Here is a 16610-nt window from a genome sequence, read left to right as displayed (position 1 = left end):
TGTGAGCCCCTAGACCGGTAGGTGTCATGTTCAGCATCGGAGACTTCGCCAGGCTCGGGCTCGTGTCGCAGCGGATGTTGCGCCATTACGACGCGATCGGCCTGCTGCCACCGGCCCACGTGGACCAGCACACCGGGTACCGCTACTACCGCGGTGAGCAGTTGCGCGTGCTCAACCGGATCATCGCGCTGAAGGACCTCGGGTTCACGCTCGACCAGGTCCGCGCGATCCTGGACGAGCAGCTCGGCGTGGACCAGCTCAAGGGCATGCTGCGGCTGCGGCGCGCGCAGCTGGCGGTGCAGGTGGAGGCCGACATGGATCGGCTGGCCAGGGTCGAGGCGAGGCTGCGCACCATGGAGAGGGAGGGCACCATGCCCGCGGACGAGGTAGTGGTGAAGAGGGTCGAGGCCGTGCGGGTCGCCGAGGTCACGGGGGTGGCGGCCGGGTACGACAGCAAGGACATCGGCCCGGTGATCCAACCGCTGTACCCGGAGCTGTTCGGCAAGCTGGAGGCTGCCGGGCTGACCCCGGTCGGCCCCGCCATCGCCTACTACGAGGACCTGGACGACAAGGTGCTCGTGCACGCGGCCGTACCGGTGAGCGGGCAGCCCGTGGCGGGCAGCGGGCTGGCGATCGTGGACCTGCCCGGCATCGAGCAGGCGGCCACGCTGCTGCACCGGGGGCCGATGTCGGAGGTCGGTGGCACGATCGAGGCGCTGGCGAGCTGGACCGACGAGCACGGGTACCAGGGCGGCGGCTACTTCCGCGAGGTGTACCTGGAGGTCAACGCGCCCGATCAGAGCGACTGGGTGACGGAGTTGCAGCAGCCGATCACTCGCGGCTGAGCTTGGGTGTGGCTGGTCGTGGCCCGCCGCCACGTGACCACGACCAGCCACGTCCTGAGGGGGGCGCAACGCCCCGGCTATCGTGAAAGTCTGTGCATATTTTGCCGGGCCCGGGGGGTGCGCGGTCCAGGGCCTTGCCCCAACTCCGCCGACCTTCCTGCCCGTTCGTCTCACCCAGTGTGGTCGCGCTCTCACGCCCTGGCAATGGGCCAAATGGCAGCACTTGCACGATCCAGCCCGCACAACCCCACCGCGTGTCGGCGGTTCGCGGGCGGCGTGTCGGCGCTACCGGTACGGCGTGTCGGCGCTGCTGGTGGGGCGTGTTGGCGCTTCGCGGGCGGTGTGTTGGCGCTTGGCGGGCGGCGCGTGTCGCCCTCTGCTGGCGAGTCCCGCTCTGAGGACCGCGAATCCCGCCCGCTGGCACGCGAGTCCCGCTCTGGGGTTGATGAGTCCCGCTCCCCTGCACGCGAATGCCACCCGTGGACCGGCTCACGCGCTCCTAGGATGGCCGTCGTGGGGAAACTGCTGACCGACTACCTCGACGGGCATCAGGTCCGGGTGTGGACCGAGCTGACCAGCATGGGCACCGACCTGCGCGGCACCGACGGGTGGTCGGAGGCGGTCGAGGTGGCGCGGGCGACGATGCGCCGGGTGCGCACCAACGTGGAGCGGCTCGCGGAGCTGCTGCCCGCAACCGGGTACCGCTTCACCGAGCCCACCGACGTGTTCAGCCCGCCGCCGCCTGACATCGCCGAGCAGCTGACCAAGCTGGAGGGCCAGGTCGGGCCCATTCCGCTGGCGCTGCGGTGCTGGTACGAAGAGGTGGGCAGGGTGGACCTGACCGGTGGCCACCCGGACTGGGAGCTGGAGCTGACCGACGCGCTGGTGGTGGACGCGCCGATCGAGTTCGTGCTGGACGACCGCGCCGACTGGGAGTCCGACCGGGGCACCGAGTGGGACCGGGGCACGTTCACGATCGACTTCGCCCCCGACCTGCGGCACAAGGCGGGCATCAGCGGCGGGCCGCCGTACTCGCTGGCCGTGCCCAACCCCGGTGTCGACGGCCTGGTGCTGTGGGAGCCGCACCAGACCACGTTCGTGAACTACCTGCGGACGAGCTTCCGGTTCGGCGGATTCCCAGGTTGGGAGGGGCACACCGTGCCCGAGGTGATCCGCGAACTGGCGGGCAAACTGCTGCCGATCTAGCCGAAGCGCCGCCCGGCTGGACGGGACTCACGCACCCCAGAACGGGACTCGCGCACCAGAGAGCGGGACTCGCCGGCCCCAGAGCGGGACTCGCCGGTGGGGGCGACGCGCCGCCCGCGAACCACCAACACACCCCACCCGAACCGCCAACACACCGCCCACGAAGCGCCGACACGCGCCACCGGAACCGCCGACACGCCACGCTCCCAGCGCCGACACGCGCCACCGGAACCGCCGACACGCCGCCCGCGAACCGCCAACACGCCGTACCGAAACCGCCGACACACCGCCCGCAAAGCGCCGACACGCGCCACCCGAACCGCCGACACGCGCCGCCGACCCGCACCGGCACCGGCACACGCGCCACCGGAACCGACACACCCCGCCAGCTACCCGCCGCCAGCACCCCACCCCCGCCTCAGGCGCTCGCGGTGCGGATCATCTCCCCGAGGCGGTACACGATGCGGTTGCCGTCGCCTGGCGACACGGTTGCCCAGTCCTGACCGTCACGGCCCCGGTCGACCACGCTGAAGTAGCGGCCAGCGGAGTTGTCGAACCAGCTCAGCCCGGCCAGGCGCCGCGCCTTGCCCCGCTCGTCGTAGAGCGCCACGCCGATCTGCCCGAGTCGCAGCACCGTGGGCTCCATCATGGCTGCCAGGGCCTTCTGCTGCTCACGGGACAGCGCGGCAGCGGTCCGCCGTGTGACGGCACCGACGGCGCCCTGTTCGACGGGGCTGCCGACGAGCCGGGCGGGCAGCGAGACGGGCTGCCCGGGCCCGGCGTGGGTCGGCGGCAGCAGGGCGACCAGGGAGGCCGCCAGCGCCGTGTCACGGGTGGCCTCCAGGCGCAGTTGCGTGCCCTCCTGCACGGCGAGCACGGCGGTGCGACCACCGGCCACGGCGCTGGCGCGCAGCATGCCCTGGTCCCCGGCCTGCACGTCCAGGGTGGAGATCGTGTCCAGTTGCAGGTGCGGGCGGGCCAGCAGGGTCAGCGCGGCGGCCACCTCGGGGGCGACCTGCCCCCGGTAGGTGATCTCGCGCTGTTCCAGGTCGGCGTGCACGGCGATGCGGATGCGGGCGCGCTCGTCGTGGGTCTGGCCGTGGCTGGGCACCTCGAACGGGTAGGGCGGGCTGCCCAGCCGCAGGTCCTCCCACAGCACGTCGAACGCGGCCAGCGACAGGTTCACGATGGTGGACATCGCGGCCCAAATTACCGCAGCGGCGGCCCGCTCAGAACGGATATGGCGCAACACCACCGCGAACGGTCACCCACCGGGTCTCGGTGAAGGCCTCGATGTTGGCGGCCGCCCCGCCGAAGCGCGCGCCGGTGCCGGAGGCGAGCACCCCGCCGAACGGGGCGTTGGCCTCGTCGCTGATGGTCTGGTCGTTGACGTGCACGACCCCGCTGGGCACCCGCTCGGCCAGCGCCAGACCGCGCACCGGGTCGCCGGTGAGGATGCCGAGTGACAGCCCGTACTCGCTGCTGGCAGCCAGGTCCACGGCGTGCTCGGCGCTGCGCACGGGCAGCACCGGCGCGACCGGCCCGAACACCTCCTCGGCGTACGCGGGCGTGTCGAGGTCGATCCCGGCCAGCACGGTCGGCCGGTAGAACAGGTCCTCGTAGCGACCGCCCGCGAGGACCTGCGCGCCCGCCTCGACGCTGCGGGTGACCAGCCCGTGCACCCGGTCGCGCTGGGTCGCGTCGATGATCGGCCCGAGGTCCACCCGCTCTCGCGCCGGGTCGCCGACGCGCAGCGCGTCTGCCTTGGCCACCAACAGGTCCAGGTACTGCTCGTACACCGCCTCGTGCACCAGGTGCCGCCCGCTGACCATGCAGATCTGGCCCTGGTGGAAGAACGAGCCCCAGGCACCGGCCGAGGCGGCGGCCTCGAGGTCGGCGTCCTCCAGCACCAGCAGCGCCGAGTTGCCGCCCAGTTCCAGGTGCGCGCGCTTGAGGTGACGTCCCGCCAGCTCGCCGATGCGCCTGCCCACGGCGGTGGAGCCGGTGAAGGAGATGACCCGCACGTGCGGGTCCACGATCAGCGCCTCGCCCACCTCGGCGCCACCGGGCAGCACCTGGAGCACGCCCGCGGGCAGCCCGGCCTCCTCGAACACCCTGGCCAGCGCCACGCCACCGATCACGGCGGTGCGCGGATCGGGCTTGAGCAGCACGGCGTTGCCCAGCGCGAGCGCGGGCGCAACCGAGCGCAGGGACAGGATCAGCGGGGCGTTGAACGGGGCGATCACGGTGACCACGCCCGCGGGCACGCGGCGGCTCATGCTGAGCCGGTCCTGCTCGCTGGGCAGCACCTCGCCCAGCGGGTGCGAGGGCAGCGCGGCGGCCTCCAGGCACTCCTGCTCGGCCATGTGCAGTTCGAACTCGACCTTGGCCTGGGCCGACCCGGACTCGCGGGCCAGCCAGTCCCCCAGCTCGGCGGCGTGCTCGCGCCACAGCGCGGCGGCACGGCGCAGCACGGCGGCGCGCTGCTGGTAGGGGGTGGCGGCCCAGGCCCGCTGTGCGTTCGCGGCGCGCAGGGCGGCGCTGGTGACGTCCTCGGCCGTGGCCACGCCGACCCGGCCCAGTTCGGCACCGGTCGCGGGTTCCACGACGGCGGCCTGCCCACTCGTGCCGGTCCACTCGCCGGTGAAGATCCGGCCCTGCCAGATGTCCTCGTCCAGGAGGCCCACAGCAACTCCTTTGTTCGCTATGCGCACGACTGTTCTAACTGTGCACGACGGTAGCACCAGTTGACCAGACCTGAGATCAGAGTTACGTTCGTATAGCGAATCTAAGTTCGCTATACGAACAGTGGAGGGCGGATGGCGCGGATCGTGTCCCTGGCCGAGGGCGTCGCGCAGACCGTGCTGGACGGCGACACCGTGGCCTTCGAGGGCTTCACCCACCTGATCCCGTTCGCGGCGGCGCACGAGGTGATCCGCCAGGGCCGCCGCGACCTGACCCTGGTGCGCATGACCCCGGACCTGATCTACGACCAGCTGATCGGCGCGGGCTGCGCGCGCAAGCTGGTGTTCTCCTGGGGCGGCAACCCCGGGGTCGGCTCCCTGCACCGCTTCCGCGACGCCGTGCAGCACGACTGGCCGGTCCCGCTGGAGGTGGAGGAGCACAGCCACGCGGGCATGGCCAACCGGTACGTGGCGGCGGCCTCCGGGCTGCCCTTCGCGGTGCTGCGCGGCTACCGGGGCACCGACCTGCCCGCGCAGACCGACACCATCAAGCCGATCACCTGCCCGTTCACCGGGGAGGTGCTCACGGCTGTACCGGCGCTGCGGCTGGACTCCGCCGTGGTGCACGCCCAGCAGGCCGACCGCCAGGGCAACGTGCAGTTGTGGGGCATCAGCGGGGTGCAGAAGGAGGCGGTGCTGGCCGCCAGCCGCTCGCTGGTGACCGTGGAGGAGGTCGTGGACGAACTCCAGCCCAGACCCGGCGCGGTCGTGCTGCCCGGCTGGGCCGTGGGCTGCGTCGCGGAGGTGCCGGGCGGGGCGCACCCCTCCTATGCTGCCGGATACTCGGTGCGGGACAACGGGTTCTACCAGGACTGGGACGAGATCAGCAGGGACCGCGAGGCGTTCCTGCGGTGGCTGGAGGGCGTGCGGTGACCGGCTACACGGCCGACGAGATGATGACGGTGGAGGCCTCGCGCGCGCTGCGTGAGGGCACGGTCTGCTTCGTGGGCATCGGCCTGCCCAGCACCGCGGCCAACCTGGCCCGCCGCACCCACGCGCCGGGGCTGGTGCTGATCTACGAGTCCGGCACGCTGGGCGCCAAGCCGGACCGGCTGCCGCTGTCCATCGGTGACGGCATCCTCGCGGAGACCGCCGACGCGGTGATCGGCGTGCCCGAGGTCTTCAACTACTGGCTGCAACCCGGCCGGGTGGACGTGGGCTTCCTGGGCGCCGCGCAGGTCGACAAGCACGGCAACATCAACACCACGGTGATCGGCGGGGACTACCGCGCCCCGAAGGTGCGGCTGCCCGGGGCGGGTGGCGCACCGGAGATCGCGGCCTCCTGCAAGGAGGTCGTCGTGGTGCTGCGGCAGAGCAGGCGCGCCTTCGTGGACCGGGTCGACTTCGTCACCTCCCTGGGCTTCGGCACCGGCCCCGGCGACCGGGAGCGGTTCGGCATGACCGGGGCGGGGCCACGCCGGATCATCACCGATCTCGGTGTGCTGCAACCGGATCCGCTCACCTGTGAGTTCGTGCTGACCCACCTGCACCCGGGCGTGGAACTGGCCCAGGTGCGGGAGAACACCGGCTGGGAGCTGACCGTCTCCCCCGACCTGACGCGCACCCCGGAGCCCACCGAGCGGGAACTCACGGTGCTGCGCGAGCTGAAGGCGGCGTCATGACCGAACAGGTGTACGTGCTCGACGCGGTGCGGACCCCGATCGGGCGCTACGGAGGGGCCCTGTCCGGGGTGCGGCCCGACGACCTCGCCGCGCACACCCTGCGCGGGCTGCTCGACCGGCACCCGGACCTGGACCCGGCCCTGATCGAGGACGTGCTGCTGGGCGACGCGAACGGGGCCGGAGAGGACAACCGGGACGTGGCCAGGATGGCGGTGCTGCTCGCGGGGCTGCCGGTGTCCGTGCCCGGCAGCACGGTGAACCGGTTGTGCGGCTCGGGCATGGAGGCGGTGATCGCGGCCTCGCGGGCCATCGCGGTCGGGGACGCCTCGCTGTGCGTGGCCGGGGGCGTGGAGTCGATGAGCCGCGCACCCTGGGTCCTACCCAAGTCGGAAAGCGCTTTCCCTCGTGAGCACGCGACGTTGAACTCAACCACCCTCGGCTGGCGTATGGTCAATCCGAGGATGCGTCCTGAGTGGACTGTCAGTCTCGGTGAGGCCACCGAGCAGCTCGCCGAGCAGCACCACATCGGCCGGGAGGAGCAGGACGTGTTCGCCGCCGCCAGCCAGGACAAGGCCGCGCGGGCCTGGGCGGCGGGGGCGTTCGACGACGAGTTGGTCGCCGTGCCGGGGGTCGAGCTGGCGCGGGACGAGAGCGTGCGCCCCGGCACGACGGTGCAGAAGCTGGCCGCGCTCAAGCCGGTGTTCCGCGAGCACGGCACGGTGACGGCGGGCAACTCCTCTCCGCTCAACGACGGGGCCGCGGCCCTGCTGCTGGGCGACCGGCGCGGGGCCGAGGCGGCGGGGGCCACCCCGCTGGCCCGCGTGGTCAGCCGGGCGGTGCACGCGGTGCCGCCGCAGTCCTTCGGCATCGGACCGGTCGAGGCGGCGAACACGGCGCTGCGGCGCGCGGGCATCGGCTGGTCCGACCTGAACGTGGTGGAGCTCAACGAGGCGTTCGCCGCGCAGGCGCTGGCCTGCCTGGGCCAGTGGCCGGAACTGGATCCCGGCATCGTGAACCCGCTTGGCGGGGCCATCGCACTGGGCCACCCGCTGGGCAGTTCCGGCGCACGGGTGCTGGGTTCCCTTGCCTGGCAACTGCATCGCAGGGGCGGCGGCTGGGGGCTGGCCGCCATCTGCATCGGAGTCGGCCAGGGCCTGGCCGTCGTACTGCGAGCGTGAGGAGAAAACCCATGGCCGAACTCGTGCTGCCGCACTACCCCAGTGACGCCGACTCCCACCCACCCATCGACTACCCCGGCTACGGCTCCAGCGTGCTGCGCGTGCCCAAGCGGCCACCGCGCCTGCTGCCGCAGAACCTGACCGAGATCACCGGTCCCGCACTGGGCCACGAGCGGGTCGGCGAACTGGACCACGACCTGACCCGGCAGCACGCGGGTGAGCCGCTGGGCGAGCGCATCATCGTCAGCGGGCGGGTACTGGACTCCGACGGGCGCCCGGTGCGCGACACGCTGGTCGAGGTGTGGCAGGCCAACTCCGCGGGCCGCTACGCGCACGACCGGGACCGCCACCCCGCCCCGCTGGACCCGAACTTCAGCGGGGTCGGCCGCTGCATGACCGACGCCAACGGGGAGTACCGGTTCGTGACGGTCAAGCCGGGCGCCTACCCGTGGCGCAACCACAGCAACGCCTGGCGGCCGGCGCACATCCACTTCTCCCTGTTCGGCACCGCGTTCACCCAGCGGCTGGTCACCCAGATGTACTTCCCCGGCGACCCGCTGTTCTTCCAGGACCCCATCTACAACTCGATCCGGGACGTCAAGGCGCGCGAGCGGATGATCTCCCGCTTCGACCTGGACAGCACCGAACCCGAGTGGGCGCTGGGCTTCAAGTTCGACATCGTGCTGCGCGGCAGCCAGTCCAGCGTGTTCGAGGACGAGGAGGACCAGGCGTGACCACCCCCTCGCAGACGGTCGGCCCGTTCTTCGCGCTGCCCGGCGGCATCCCGTGGCCCGACGGCCCCGAGGTGGTGCCGGCGGGCACGCCGGGGGCCGTGCTGATCAGCGGCACCGTGCTGGACGGGGCCGGTGCGCCGGTGCCCGACGCCGTGATCGAGACCTGGCAGGCCAGCCCCACCGGCCGGTTCGCGCACCCCGACGACCCGCGCGGTGCCGTGCAGGAGGGGTTCCGCGGCTTCGGGCGCTGCGCCACCGACGCGCAGGGCCGCTACTGGGTCCGCACCGTCAAACCGGGTGCGCTGCCCACCGCCGACGGCCAGGTGGAGGCCCCGCACCTGGACGTGTCGGTGCTGGCGCGTGGGCTGCTCAACCGGCTGGTGACCCGGATCTACTTCCCCGACGAGCCAGCGGCCAACGCCGCCGACCCCGTGCTGGCCGCCATCGCCGACCCGGCGGAGCGTGCGAGCCTGGTCGCGGTGCCCACACAGGACGGCCTGCGCTTCGACATCCGCTTGCAGGGCGAGGGCGAGACCACTTTCTTCGAGGTGTGAGGAAACGGATGATCAGGTACAGCTGGTCGGGACTGACCGAGGGGCCGGTGCTGGTGCTGGGCAACTCGCTGGGCACCACCTCGGCCATGTGGGACCGTCAGGTTCCCGCGCTGGGCGAGCACTTCCGGCTGCTGCGCTACGAACACCGCGGGCACGGCGGCTCGGTGGCGCCGCCGGGACCGTACACAGTGGACGAACTCGGCGCCGACGTGCTCGCACTGCTGGACGTGCTGGGGCTGGAGCGGGTGTCCTACTGCGGGCTGTCACTGGGCGGCATGGTCGGCATGTGGCTGGCCGCCACCGCACCCGAACGGGTGGACCGGCTCGCGTTGTGCTGCACCACGGCGAAGTTCGACTCCGCTCAGCCCTGGCTGGACCGTGCGGCGGCGGTGCGCGAGCACGGCACCGCCTCGATCGCCGAACAGGTGGTCGCACGCTGGTTCACCCCCGAGCGGGTGGATCTCGCGCCGGAGTTCACCGCGATGCTGGCCGGCACCGAGGACGAGGCGTACGCCAGTTGCTGCGAGGCCCTCGCTGAACTGGACTTCACCCAGTTGGTGTCGGGCATCCGCGCGCCCACCCTGGTGCTCGTGGGCGACCGGGACCCGGCCACTCCCCCGACGCACGGACGGGCGCTGGCCGAGGCGATCCCCGGCGCCCGGCTGGCGCGCCTGCCCGCGGCGCACCTGGCCACCGTGCAGGCCGCCGAGCAGGCCACCGCCCTGCTGGTGGACCACTTCACCTCGGTGCGCCGCCAGGTGCTCGGCGACGCGCACGTGGACCGCGCGCTGGCCGCCACCGACGAGTTCACCGCCGACTTCCAGGAGTTCATCGGCCGCTACGCCTGGGGCGACATCTGGACCCGCCCCGGCCTGGACCGGCGCACCCGCAGCTGCATCACCCTGGCGATGCTGGCCACGCTGTGCCACGAGGAGGAGCTCGCGATGCACGTCCGGGCGGCCCTGCGCGTGGGACTGAGTCGTGAAGAGATCAAGGAAGTACTACTGCAGGTGGCAGTTTACGCCGGGGTACCCGCAGCCAATCGAGCGTTTCGCGTTGCACAGCAAGTGTTGTCCACTCAGGACGAGTGATCGGTCGGCTAGAGTACGGCCTCAATGAGCGAGGAACAGCAACGCGGATCAGCCTTCGTCCAGTCCCTTGAGCGGGGTCTGGCGGTGATCCGCGCCTTCGACTCCGAACACGTCGAGCTGACGCTCAGCGAGGTAGCCAAGATCACCGGATTGACCAGGGCCGCCGCACGCCGGTTCCTGCACACACTGGTGGAGCTGGGCTACATGCGCACCGACGGCAGGTTGTTCGCGCTGCGCCCGCGCATCCTGGAACTGGGCTACGCCTACCTGTCCAGCCTGTCCCTGCCCGAGGTGGCGCAGCCGCACATGGAGCGGCTGGTGGCCACCGTGCACGAGTCCAGTTCGGTCTCCGTGCTGGACGGGGACGAGGTCGTGTACGTCGCGCGCGTGCCCACGAAGCGGATCATGACGGTGAGCATCGCGGTGGGCACCCGGTTCCCCGCCTACGCCACCTCCATGGGCCGGGTGCTGCTCGCCGCGCAGGAGGAGGCGTGGCTGGAGCGGTACCTGGACAAGACCGAACTGCGCCCGCTGACCTCGCGCACGATCACCGACCCCGGCAGGCTCCGCGCGGTGCTGGCAGAGACGAGACAGCAGGGCTGGACCCTCGTCGACCAGGAACTGGAGGAGGGCCTGCGCTCCATCGCGGCCCCCGTGCACGACGCGGACGGGGTGGTGATCGCGGCGGTGAACGTCTCCGCGCACGCCAGCCGCGGCAGTTCGCAGACCATCCGCGAGGAGTTGTTGCCGCATCTGCTGGAAACCGCGCGGCTGATCGAGGAGGACCTGCGCGCGGGCAGCTGATGCATGCCCCGCGCGCGATTTGTCGTCGATACTGAAAACCAGTATCGATAAGGCGGTGAAAATCGCCTTCGTCGGCAAGGGCGGCAGCGGCAAGACGACCCTGTCCGGGTTGTTCGCCGGCCACCTGGCCGCACTGGGACGGCCAGTGCTCGCCATCGACGCCGACATCAACCAGCACCTGGCCGCGGCACTGGGCTTTCCCGAGCCCTCGCTCGGCGCCGCTCTGGGCGCCCGCCTGCCGCTGATCAAGCAGTACCTGCGCGGGGACAACCCGCGGATCGCCTCCGCCGAGGCCATGATCAAGACAACCCCGCCCGGCCGGGGCTCCCGCCTGCTGCGCGTGGTCGAGGACAACCCGGTCTACGCCGAGTGTGTGCGCGAGCACGGCGGCGTGCGGCTGGCCGTGACCGGCCCGTTCGCCGAGGACGACCTGGGCGTGTCCTGCTACCACTCCAAGATCGGTGCGGCCGAACTGCTGCTCAACCACCTGGTGGACGGGCCGGAGGAGTACGTGGTGGTGGACATGACCGCGGGCGCGGACTCCTTCGCCTCCGGCCTGTTCACCCGCTTCGACCTGACCGTGCTGGTGTGCGAGCCGACCCTGCGCAGCGTCGGCGTCTACCGGCAGTACCGCGACTACGCCCGCGACTACGAGGTGCGGCTGGCGGTGCTGGGCAACAAGGTCTGCGACGCCGAGGACGAGCTGTTCCTGCGCGAGCAGGTCGGCGCCGACCTGCTGGGCTGCATGGGCCGTTCGGCACACGTGCGCGCGGCCGAGCGCGGGCAGCACCGGCCGGTGACCGAGTTGGAGCCGGAGAACCTCGCGGCGCTGGCGGCCGTGCGCGACCTGCTGGACGCCGCGCCGAAGGACTGGGGCCGGTACCAGCGCCAGGCCGTGCAGTTCCACCTGCGCTACGCCGAGAAGTGGGCGGGCCCCGGGCTGGCCGCGCAGGTCGATCCCGAATTCGTGCCAGGACCACAGGCGCTGTCACTGCTGGCGCCGACCAACTAGGAGGACCGATGTCCCTGGATGTGCCCACCGAACTGCTGGCGCGTGCCGAGCGGGGCGAGGTGGCCGACGAGGAGTTCGTGGCCTGCGTGCGGGATTCGCTGCCGTACGCCTGGACGGTGATCAGCGGGGTCGCCAGGCAGGTGGACCCGGACACCGAGTTCGCCGATCACGAGGTGCCGCCGCCCAGCGAGGCGGAGCGGGGGCAGTTGCTGCGGGCGCTGGCCTCCGACGCGATCCGCGGCGGACTGGAGCGGCACCTCGGGGTGCGGCTGGCGTTCCAGAACTGCCACCGGGTAGCCGCGTTCCGGCCCGACGCGGTGGACGGCGACCGGTACCGGGCGTTCGTCTCACCGCGGGGTCAGCTGCTCAACCAGAGCCCTGAGCTGCGGGACTGCTGAGAGCGGGTACGAAGAACGGGGTCCGCCACGACCGCGGCGGACCCCGTCACCTCAAGTCTGCAGCTCAGAGGGCGCGGACGCCCATGGCCTGCGGGCCCTTGGTGCCCTGGCCGATCTCGAAGCTGACCCTCTGGTTCTCCTCCAGGCTACGGAAGCCGTTGCCCTGGATCTCCGAGTAGTGCACAAAAACGTCGGCGCCACCGTCGGAGGGGGCGATGAAGCCGAAGCCCTTCTCCGAGTTGAACCACTTGACGGTGCCTTCTGCCACTTGACTATCTCCTCAAACAGGTCATCACACCGTGCCGCAGCTGCGACACGACGGGTCTGATCACGGGACGGAGACTTCGCCCGGTTCCCTGCGAGGAAGGACTTACCGCCCGCGACTTCGTTCCGCGAGCGTGGATACGACACGAACACAGAATGCGACCGCGCACAGTGAACCACACCGCCGCACCGACCGTGAAGGCCCGCACCCATGTGGGTGTGACCGCCCCCACAACTCACCCTTGACCACCGGCCCGTTCACGACTTAAATCGGATCGCGAAATAAGCCGCCACGCCGTTCCCACCCCTGCTGGAACGAGGTGTCCCCGTGCGATCACCGTTGCTCGTCGCGCTCCTGCTCACCGCATCAGCACTGGCCCTGCCCGCGCCCGCCCAGGCGGCCGGTGAGACCGTCAACATCTGGCTGACCAGCACCAACGACTCGGGTGGCCGCAGCCTCACCCGTGGCCTCCAGCAGCAGAGCCCGGTGAGCTTCACCCCGGGCACCGGCTCGGGCGGTCAGACCGTCACCGTCAACGAGAACATGACCTACCAGCAGTTCGAGGGAGCCGGTGCCTCGTTCACCGACACCGCGGCCTGGCTGATGAACTCCAGCGGGGCGCTGTCCCCGGCCACCCGCGAGGCCACCATGCGTAAACTGTTCGACCCGGTCGACGGCATCGGGCTGGGCTTCGTCCGCAACCCGATGGGCGCCTCGGACCTCGCGCGGTACAGCTACTCCTACGACGACGTGCCCGCCGGGCAGACCGATCCGGGGCTGGCCAGGTTCTCCATCGCGCACGACCTGGCCGACGTGGTGCCGCTGACCAAGCAGGCCCGCGCGCTGAACCCGAACCTGAAGGTCATGGGCTCCCCGTGGACCGCCCCCGGCTGGATGAAGGACAACGACAACCTGGTGCAGGGCTGGCTCCAGTCGCAGTACTACGGCGCCTACGCCCAGTACTTCGTGAAGTACCTCCAGGCCTACGCCGCGCAGGGCGTGCCGGTGGACTACGTGTCCGTGCAGAACGAGCCGACCTGCTGCAACGGCTACCCGTCCATGTCCTGGAACGGCTCGGGCCTGGCCTACTTCACCAAGAACGACCTGCTGCCCGCGCTGCACTCGGCGAACCTGTCCACGAAGGTGCTCGCGCTGGACTGGAACTGGGACACCTACGGCAACTACGCCGCGGCCACCGTGGACGACTCGGCCGTGCGCAACGACCCGCTGTTCGGCGGCATGGCCTGGCACGGCTACGGCGGCAACGTCGGGCAGCAGACCACGGTGCACGACCAGTACCCGTCGATGAACGCCTACGACACCGAGCACTCCGGCGGCACCTGGATCGGCAACCAGCAGCAGGAGGACATGAACAACATCATCGACTACACCCGCAACTGGGGCCGCAGCGTGGTGAAGTGGAGCCTGGCGGTGGACCAGAACATGGGCCCGCACAACGGGGGCTGCGGCACCTGCACCGGTTTGATCACCGTGCACAACGGGGACTCGCGCAGCGGGCAGGTCGACTACACCGTGGAGTACTACGACATGGGCCACTTGACCAGGTTCGTCAAGCCCGGCGCCGTGCGCATCGACTCCACCGACAACTCCGCGGTGCGCAACGTGGCCTGGCGCAACCCGGACGGCTCCAAGGCGCTGGTGGCCTACAACGGCAGTGGCAGCTCGCAGAACCTGCGGGTCAACTGGGGCAACCAGTCGTTCAGCTACACCCTGCCAGCGGCCACCTCGGCCACGTTCACCTGGAGCGGCTCGCAGGGTTCGGGCGGTGCCACCGGCGGGCGGATCACCGGCGTCGCGGGCAAGTGCGTGGACGTGGCGGGCGGCAGTTCCGCCAACGGCACGGCCGTGCAGCTCTACGACTGCAACGGCAGCGCGGCCCAGCAGTGGACCGTCAGCGGCAACACCGTGCAGGCACTGGGCAAGTGCCTGGACGTGGCCAACGCCAGCTCCGTCAACGGCGCCCAGGTCCAGCTTTACGACTGTAACGGCACGGCGGCCCAGCAGTGGACGGCCAGCGGCGGCGGCTTGCGCGCACTGGGCAAGTGCCTGGACGCCACCGGCAACAGCTCCGCCAACGGCACACGCCTGCAACTGTGGGACTGCACCGGATCCGCCAACCAGACCTGGACCCTCCCGATCTGACCCCGCGAGTCCCGCCCTGGGTTACGCGAGTCCCGCTCTCCCGCGCTTGAGTCCCGCTCACCGGAGTACGAGTCCCGCTCAGCGGTGGTCTCTGATCAAGGCTGGGCGGGACTCACGGGCATGTGGACGAGACTCGCAGGCGGCTGGACGGGACTCGCGGGCCGGTCAGCGGGACTCGCGGACCGGTGGGCGGGACTCGCGCGCCGGAGAACGGGACTCACGGGCCGGTGGGCGGGACTCACGCGCCAGAGAGCGGGACTCGCGGGCGGCAGGGCGGGACTCACGGGCAGGTGAGCGGGACTCGCGCGCCAGAAAGCGGGACTCGCGGACCGGTGGGCGGGACTCGCGGGGGGCTTGGGGCGCTCGGGGTTAGACGGTGATGACGACCTTGCCGCGGGCTTGGCCGGACTGGAGGTGGTGGATCGCGGCGGGGACCTGGCCGAGCGGGAAGGTCCGGTCGAGCACGGGTGTGACGGCACCGGACTCGACGAGCCGCCGCAGCGACTGGAGGTCGGCCGCGCGTTCGGCCGCGACCAGCCCGAGCAGCCGCTGGCCCACGAACGGATTGAGCAGCGCCGCGCGCAGCACGCGGTCGACCCCGCCGAACAGCCGCCCGCCGCCCTCGCCACCGACGATCACCAGGGTGCCCTTCGGGGTGAGGGCCCGCCGCAGGCGCGGCAGCGGCCGGTTGCCCGCGGTGTCCAGGACCAGGTCGTACCGGCCCGTGAAGTCCTCACGGGTGTAGTCGACGACCTCGTCCGCACCGATCGAGCGGACCAGGTCCACCTTGCCCGTGCTGCACACGCCGGTCACGTGCGCGCCGAACGCCTTGGCCAGTTGCACCGCGAACGTGCCCACGCCGCCCGCGGCACCGATGACCAGCACGCGCTGACCCGGTTGGACGGATCCCTTGTCGCGCAGGGCTTGCAGGGCAGTGGTCGCCGAGATGGGCACGGCGGCGGCCTGCTCCCAGTCCAGGTTCACCGGCTTGGGCGCGAGCTTGTCCTGCCGGGCGCGCGCGTACTCGGCGAAGGCTCCGTCGCAGATGCCGAACACCTCGTCGCCAGGCCGGAAACCGGTCACGTCCGCGCCGACCACCTCGACCCGCCCCGCGAACTCCCTGCCCCGAACCCGGACCTTGGGCGCGCGCAGCCCGTACCCCATGGCGCGCACCAGGTAGGGCAGCCCGGTCATGAGATGCCAGACCCCGGGGTCCAGCCCGGCCGCGTGCACCCGCACGAGCACCTCCCCAGGACCGGGCTCGGGTCTGTCCACATCGGAGCATCTCAGCACATCCGTTTCCCCGTAACGGTCCTGCACGACTGCCTTCACGGTGCGCCTCCTGCGTCGGGGTACTGGAACACGTCGTCGAGCGGGACCTTGAACACGTGCGCGATCTGGAAGGCCATCTCCAGCGAGGGCGAGTAGCGGCCCTGTTCGATGGCGATGACGGTCTGCCGGGTGACGCCGATCCGGTCGGCGAGTTCGGCCTGCGTCATCTGCCCGTGCTGGAACCGCAGCGCGCGGATCGAGTTGGTGACCCGGGTCGGCTTCACCACTGCGGCAGTCCCCTGCGGTAGGCGAGGATCCTGGCCACCGAGCCCAGCACCGCGGAGAGCACGAACGCCAGGTACACGGCGTTGGCGATCCAGAAGTGCGGCAGCTGGGCCAGGGACATCAGCAGGGCGGCCACCCCGCCGACGACCACGAAGGACTGGCCGATGCGCTCACCGAACCAGCCGATCTCCCGGTCGCGCTGGTCCTTCTGGTTGGCGCCCTCCGGCGAGACGACCGAGACCACGACGTGCAGCACGATCGCGGCCACGATCGCCCCGCCGACGGTCCACAGCAGGGCCGCCGCGTAGGGCACCTCAACCAGCGGGGCGCCACCCGCCCGGCCGAGCACGGTGATCAGGTAACTCGCGTAGGCGAGAACGCTGACCACCAGCATGATCCACGCTCGCTTCTCCTCGAAGGCCACGCGAGGAAATGTA

Annotated in this window: 18 protein-coding genes; 12 read left to right on the top strand and 6 right to left on the bottom strand. The window is 71.2% G+C overall.

The annotated features are described in order from the left end of the window. Window positions 1–26: 26 nt before the first annotated feature. Entirely contained in the window at window positions 27–845 is an 819-nt protein-coding gene (locus tag KALB_RS10935; RefSeq protein ID WP_025355763.1) for a MerR family transcriptional regulator, read from the top strand. 513 nt (window positions 846–1358) lie between these two features. Further along, complete coding sequence (locus tag KALB_RS10930) at window positions 1359–2051, top strand: hypothetical protein (protein ID WP_148309428.1); 693 nt, start codon at window positions 1359–1361, stop codon at window positions 2049–2051. Between the two features lie 418 nt (window positions 2052–2469). On the opposite strand, the gene KALB_RS10925 is transcribed toward KALB_RS10930, so the two are convergent. Both KALB_RS10925 and KALB_RS10920 read right to left on the bottom strand, forming a co-directional pair. Beyond that, window positions 2470–3249 carry an ESX secretion-associated protein EspG gene (locus KALB_RS10925; protein ID WP_025355761.1) on the bottom strand — a complete coding sequence of 260 codons (780 nt, stop codon included), beginning with the start codon at window positions 3247–3249 and terminating at the stop codon, window positions 2470–2472. A 31-nt stretch (window positions 3250–3280) separates the two neighbouring features. Beyond that, window positions 3281–4738, bottom strand: coding sequence for an aldehyde dehydrogenase family protein (locus KALB_RS10920; RefSeq protein ID WP_025355760.1), 1458 nt, complete (start codon window positions 4736–4738; stop codon window positions 3281–3283). 132 nt (window positions 4739–4870) lie between these two features. On the opposite strand from KALB_RS10920, the gene KALB_RS10915 reads away from it, so the two are divergent. Genes KALB_RS10915 through KALB_RS10875 form a run of 9 tightly spaced genes read left to right on the top strand, consistent with a single transcriptional unit; the run spans window position 4871 to window position 12188 of the window. After that, the gene (locus KALB_RS10915) at window positions 4871–5668 is read left to right on the top strand and encodes a CoA transferase subunit A (RefSeq protein WP_025355759.1); all 798 of its coding nucleotides are present in this window, start codon (window positions 4871–4873) and stop codon (window positions 5666–5668) included. Window positions 5669–5688: 20 nt separating this feature from the next. Then, window positions 5689–6417, top strand: coding sequence for a CoA-transferase subunit beta (locus KALB_RS10910; RefSeq protein ID WP_201771990.1), 729 nt, complete (start codon window positions 5689–5691; stop codon window positions 6415–6417). After that, complete coding sequence (locus KALB_RS10905; RefSeq protein WP_025355757.1) at window positions 6414–7595, top strand: thiolase family protein; 1182 nt, start codon at window positions 6414–6416, stop codon at window positions 7593–7595. The genes KALB_RS10910 and KALB_RS10905 overlap by 4 nt, the downstream gene beginning before the upstream one ends. Before the next feature lie 11 nt (window positions 7596–7606). Next, window positions 7607–8329 carry a protocatechuate 3,4-dioxygenase subunit beta gene (gene pcaH / locus KALB_RS10900; protein WP_025355756.1) on the top strand — a complete coding sequence of 241 codons (723 nt, stop codon included), beginning with the start codon at window positions 7607–7609 and terminating at the stop codon, window positions 8327–8329. Beyond that, window positions 8326–8883 carry a protocatechuate 3,4-dioxygenase subunit alpha gene (gene pcaG / locus KALB_RS10895; protein WP_025355755.1) on the top strand — a complete coding sequence of 186 codons (558 nt, stop codon included), beginning with the start codon at window positions 8326–8328 and terminating at the stop codon, window positions 8881–8883. Before pcaH ends, pcaG begins: the two co-directional genes overlap by 4 nt. Before the next feature lie 8 nt (window positions 8884–8891). Then, entirely contained in the window at window positions 8892–9974 is a 1083-nt protein-coding gene (pcaDC, locus tag KALB_RS10890) for a bifunctional 3-oxoadipate enol-lactonase/4-carboxymuconolactone decarboxylase PcaDC (RefSeq protein ID WP_025355754.1), read from the top strand. Window positions 9975–9998: 24 nt separating this feature from the next. After that, window positions 9999–10778 carry an IclR family transcriptional regulator domain-containing protein gene (locus KALB_RS10885; protein ID WP_025355753.1) on the top strand — a complete coding sequence of 260 codons (780 nt, stop codon included), beginning with the start codon at window positions 9999–10001 and terminating at the stop codon, window positions 10776–10778. Between the two features lie 55 nt (window positions 10779–10833). Next, window positions 10834–11790, top strand: a complete 957-nt coding sequence (locus KALB_RS10880; protein ID WP_025355752.1) for an ATP-binding protein — start codon at window positions 10834–10836, stop codon at window positions 11788–11790. An 8-nt stretch (window positions 11791–11798) separates the two neighbouring features. Continuing rightward, entirely contained in the window at window positions 11799–12188 is a 390-nt protein-coding gene (locus KALB_RS10875; RefSeq protein WP_025355751.1) for an SCO5389 family protein, read from the top strand. Window positions 12189–12252: 64 nt separating this feature from the next. On the opposite strand, the gene KALB_RS10870 is transcribed toward KALB_RS10875, so the two are convergent. Next, complete coding sequence (locus KALB_RS10870; protein WP_025355750.1) at window positions 12253–12456, bottom strand: cold-shock protein; 204 nt, start codon at window positions 12454–12456, stop codon at window positions 12253–12255. 324 nt (window positions 12457–12780) lie between these two features. On the opposite strand from KALB_RS10870, the gene KALB_RS10865 reads away from it, so the two are divergent. Continuing rightward, window positions 12781–14616 (top strand): ricin-type beta-trefoil lectin domain protein, encoded by a 1836-nt coding sequence (locus tag KALB_RS10865; RefSeq protein WP_236650219.1) that lies wholly within the window; start codon window positions 12781–12783, stop codon window positions 14614–14616. Window positions 14617–14985: 369 nt separating this feature from the next. Here KALB_RS10865 and KALB_RS10860 read toward each other — a convergent pair whose 3' ends face one another. From KALB_RS10860 to KALB_RS10850, 3 genes are read right to left on the bottom strand one after another with little or no spacing between them, the layout of a single operon-like run. After that, window positions 14986–15948 (bottom strand): NAD(P)-dependent alcohol dehydrogenase, encoded by a 963-nt coding sequence (locus KALB_RS10860; protein WP_025355748.1) that lies wholly within the window; start codon window positions 15946–15948, stop codon window positions 14986–14988. Then, on the bottom strand, window positions 15945–16175 hold the full coding sequence (locus tag KALB_RS10855) for a helix-turn-helix transcriptional regulator (RefSeq protein WP_025355747.1): 231 nt from the start codon (window positions 16173–16175) through the stop codon (window positions 15945–15947). The genes KALB_RS10860 and KALB_RS10855 overlap by 4 nt, the downstream gene beginning before the upstream one ends. After that, the gene (locus KALB_RS10850; RefSeq protein ID WP_025355746.1) at window positions 16169–16597 is read right to left on the bottom strand and encodes a hypothetical protein; all 429 of its coding nucleotides are present in this window, start codon (window positions 16595–16597) and stop codon (window positions 16169–16171) included. Before KALB_RS10850 ends, KALB_RS10855 begins: the two co-directional genes overlap by 7 nt. Window positions 16598–16610: the final 13 nt, after the last annotated feature.

The organism is Kutzneria viridogrisea DSM 43870, from assembly GCF_000525635.1.
Classification (GTDB): domain Bacteria; phylum Actinomycetota; class Actinomycetes; order Mycobacteriales; family Pseudonocardiaceae; genus Kutzneria; species Kutzneria viridogrisea.
Note: the sequence above shows the minus strand (reverse complement) of the source record. Positions and strands in the feature narration are given on the sequence as shown.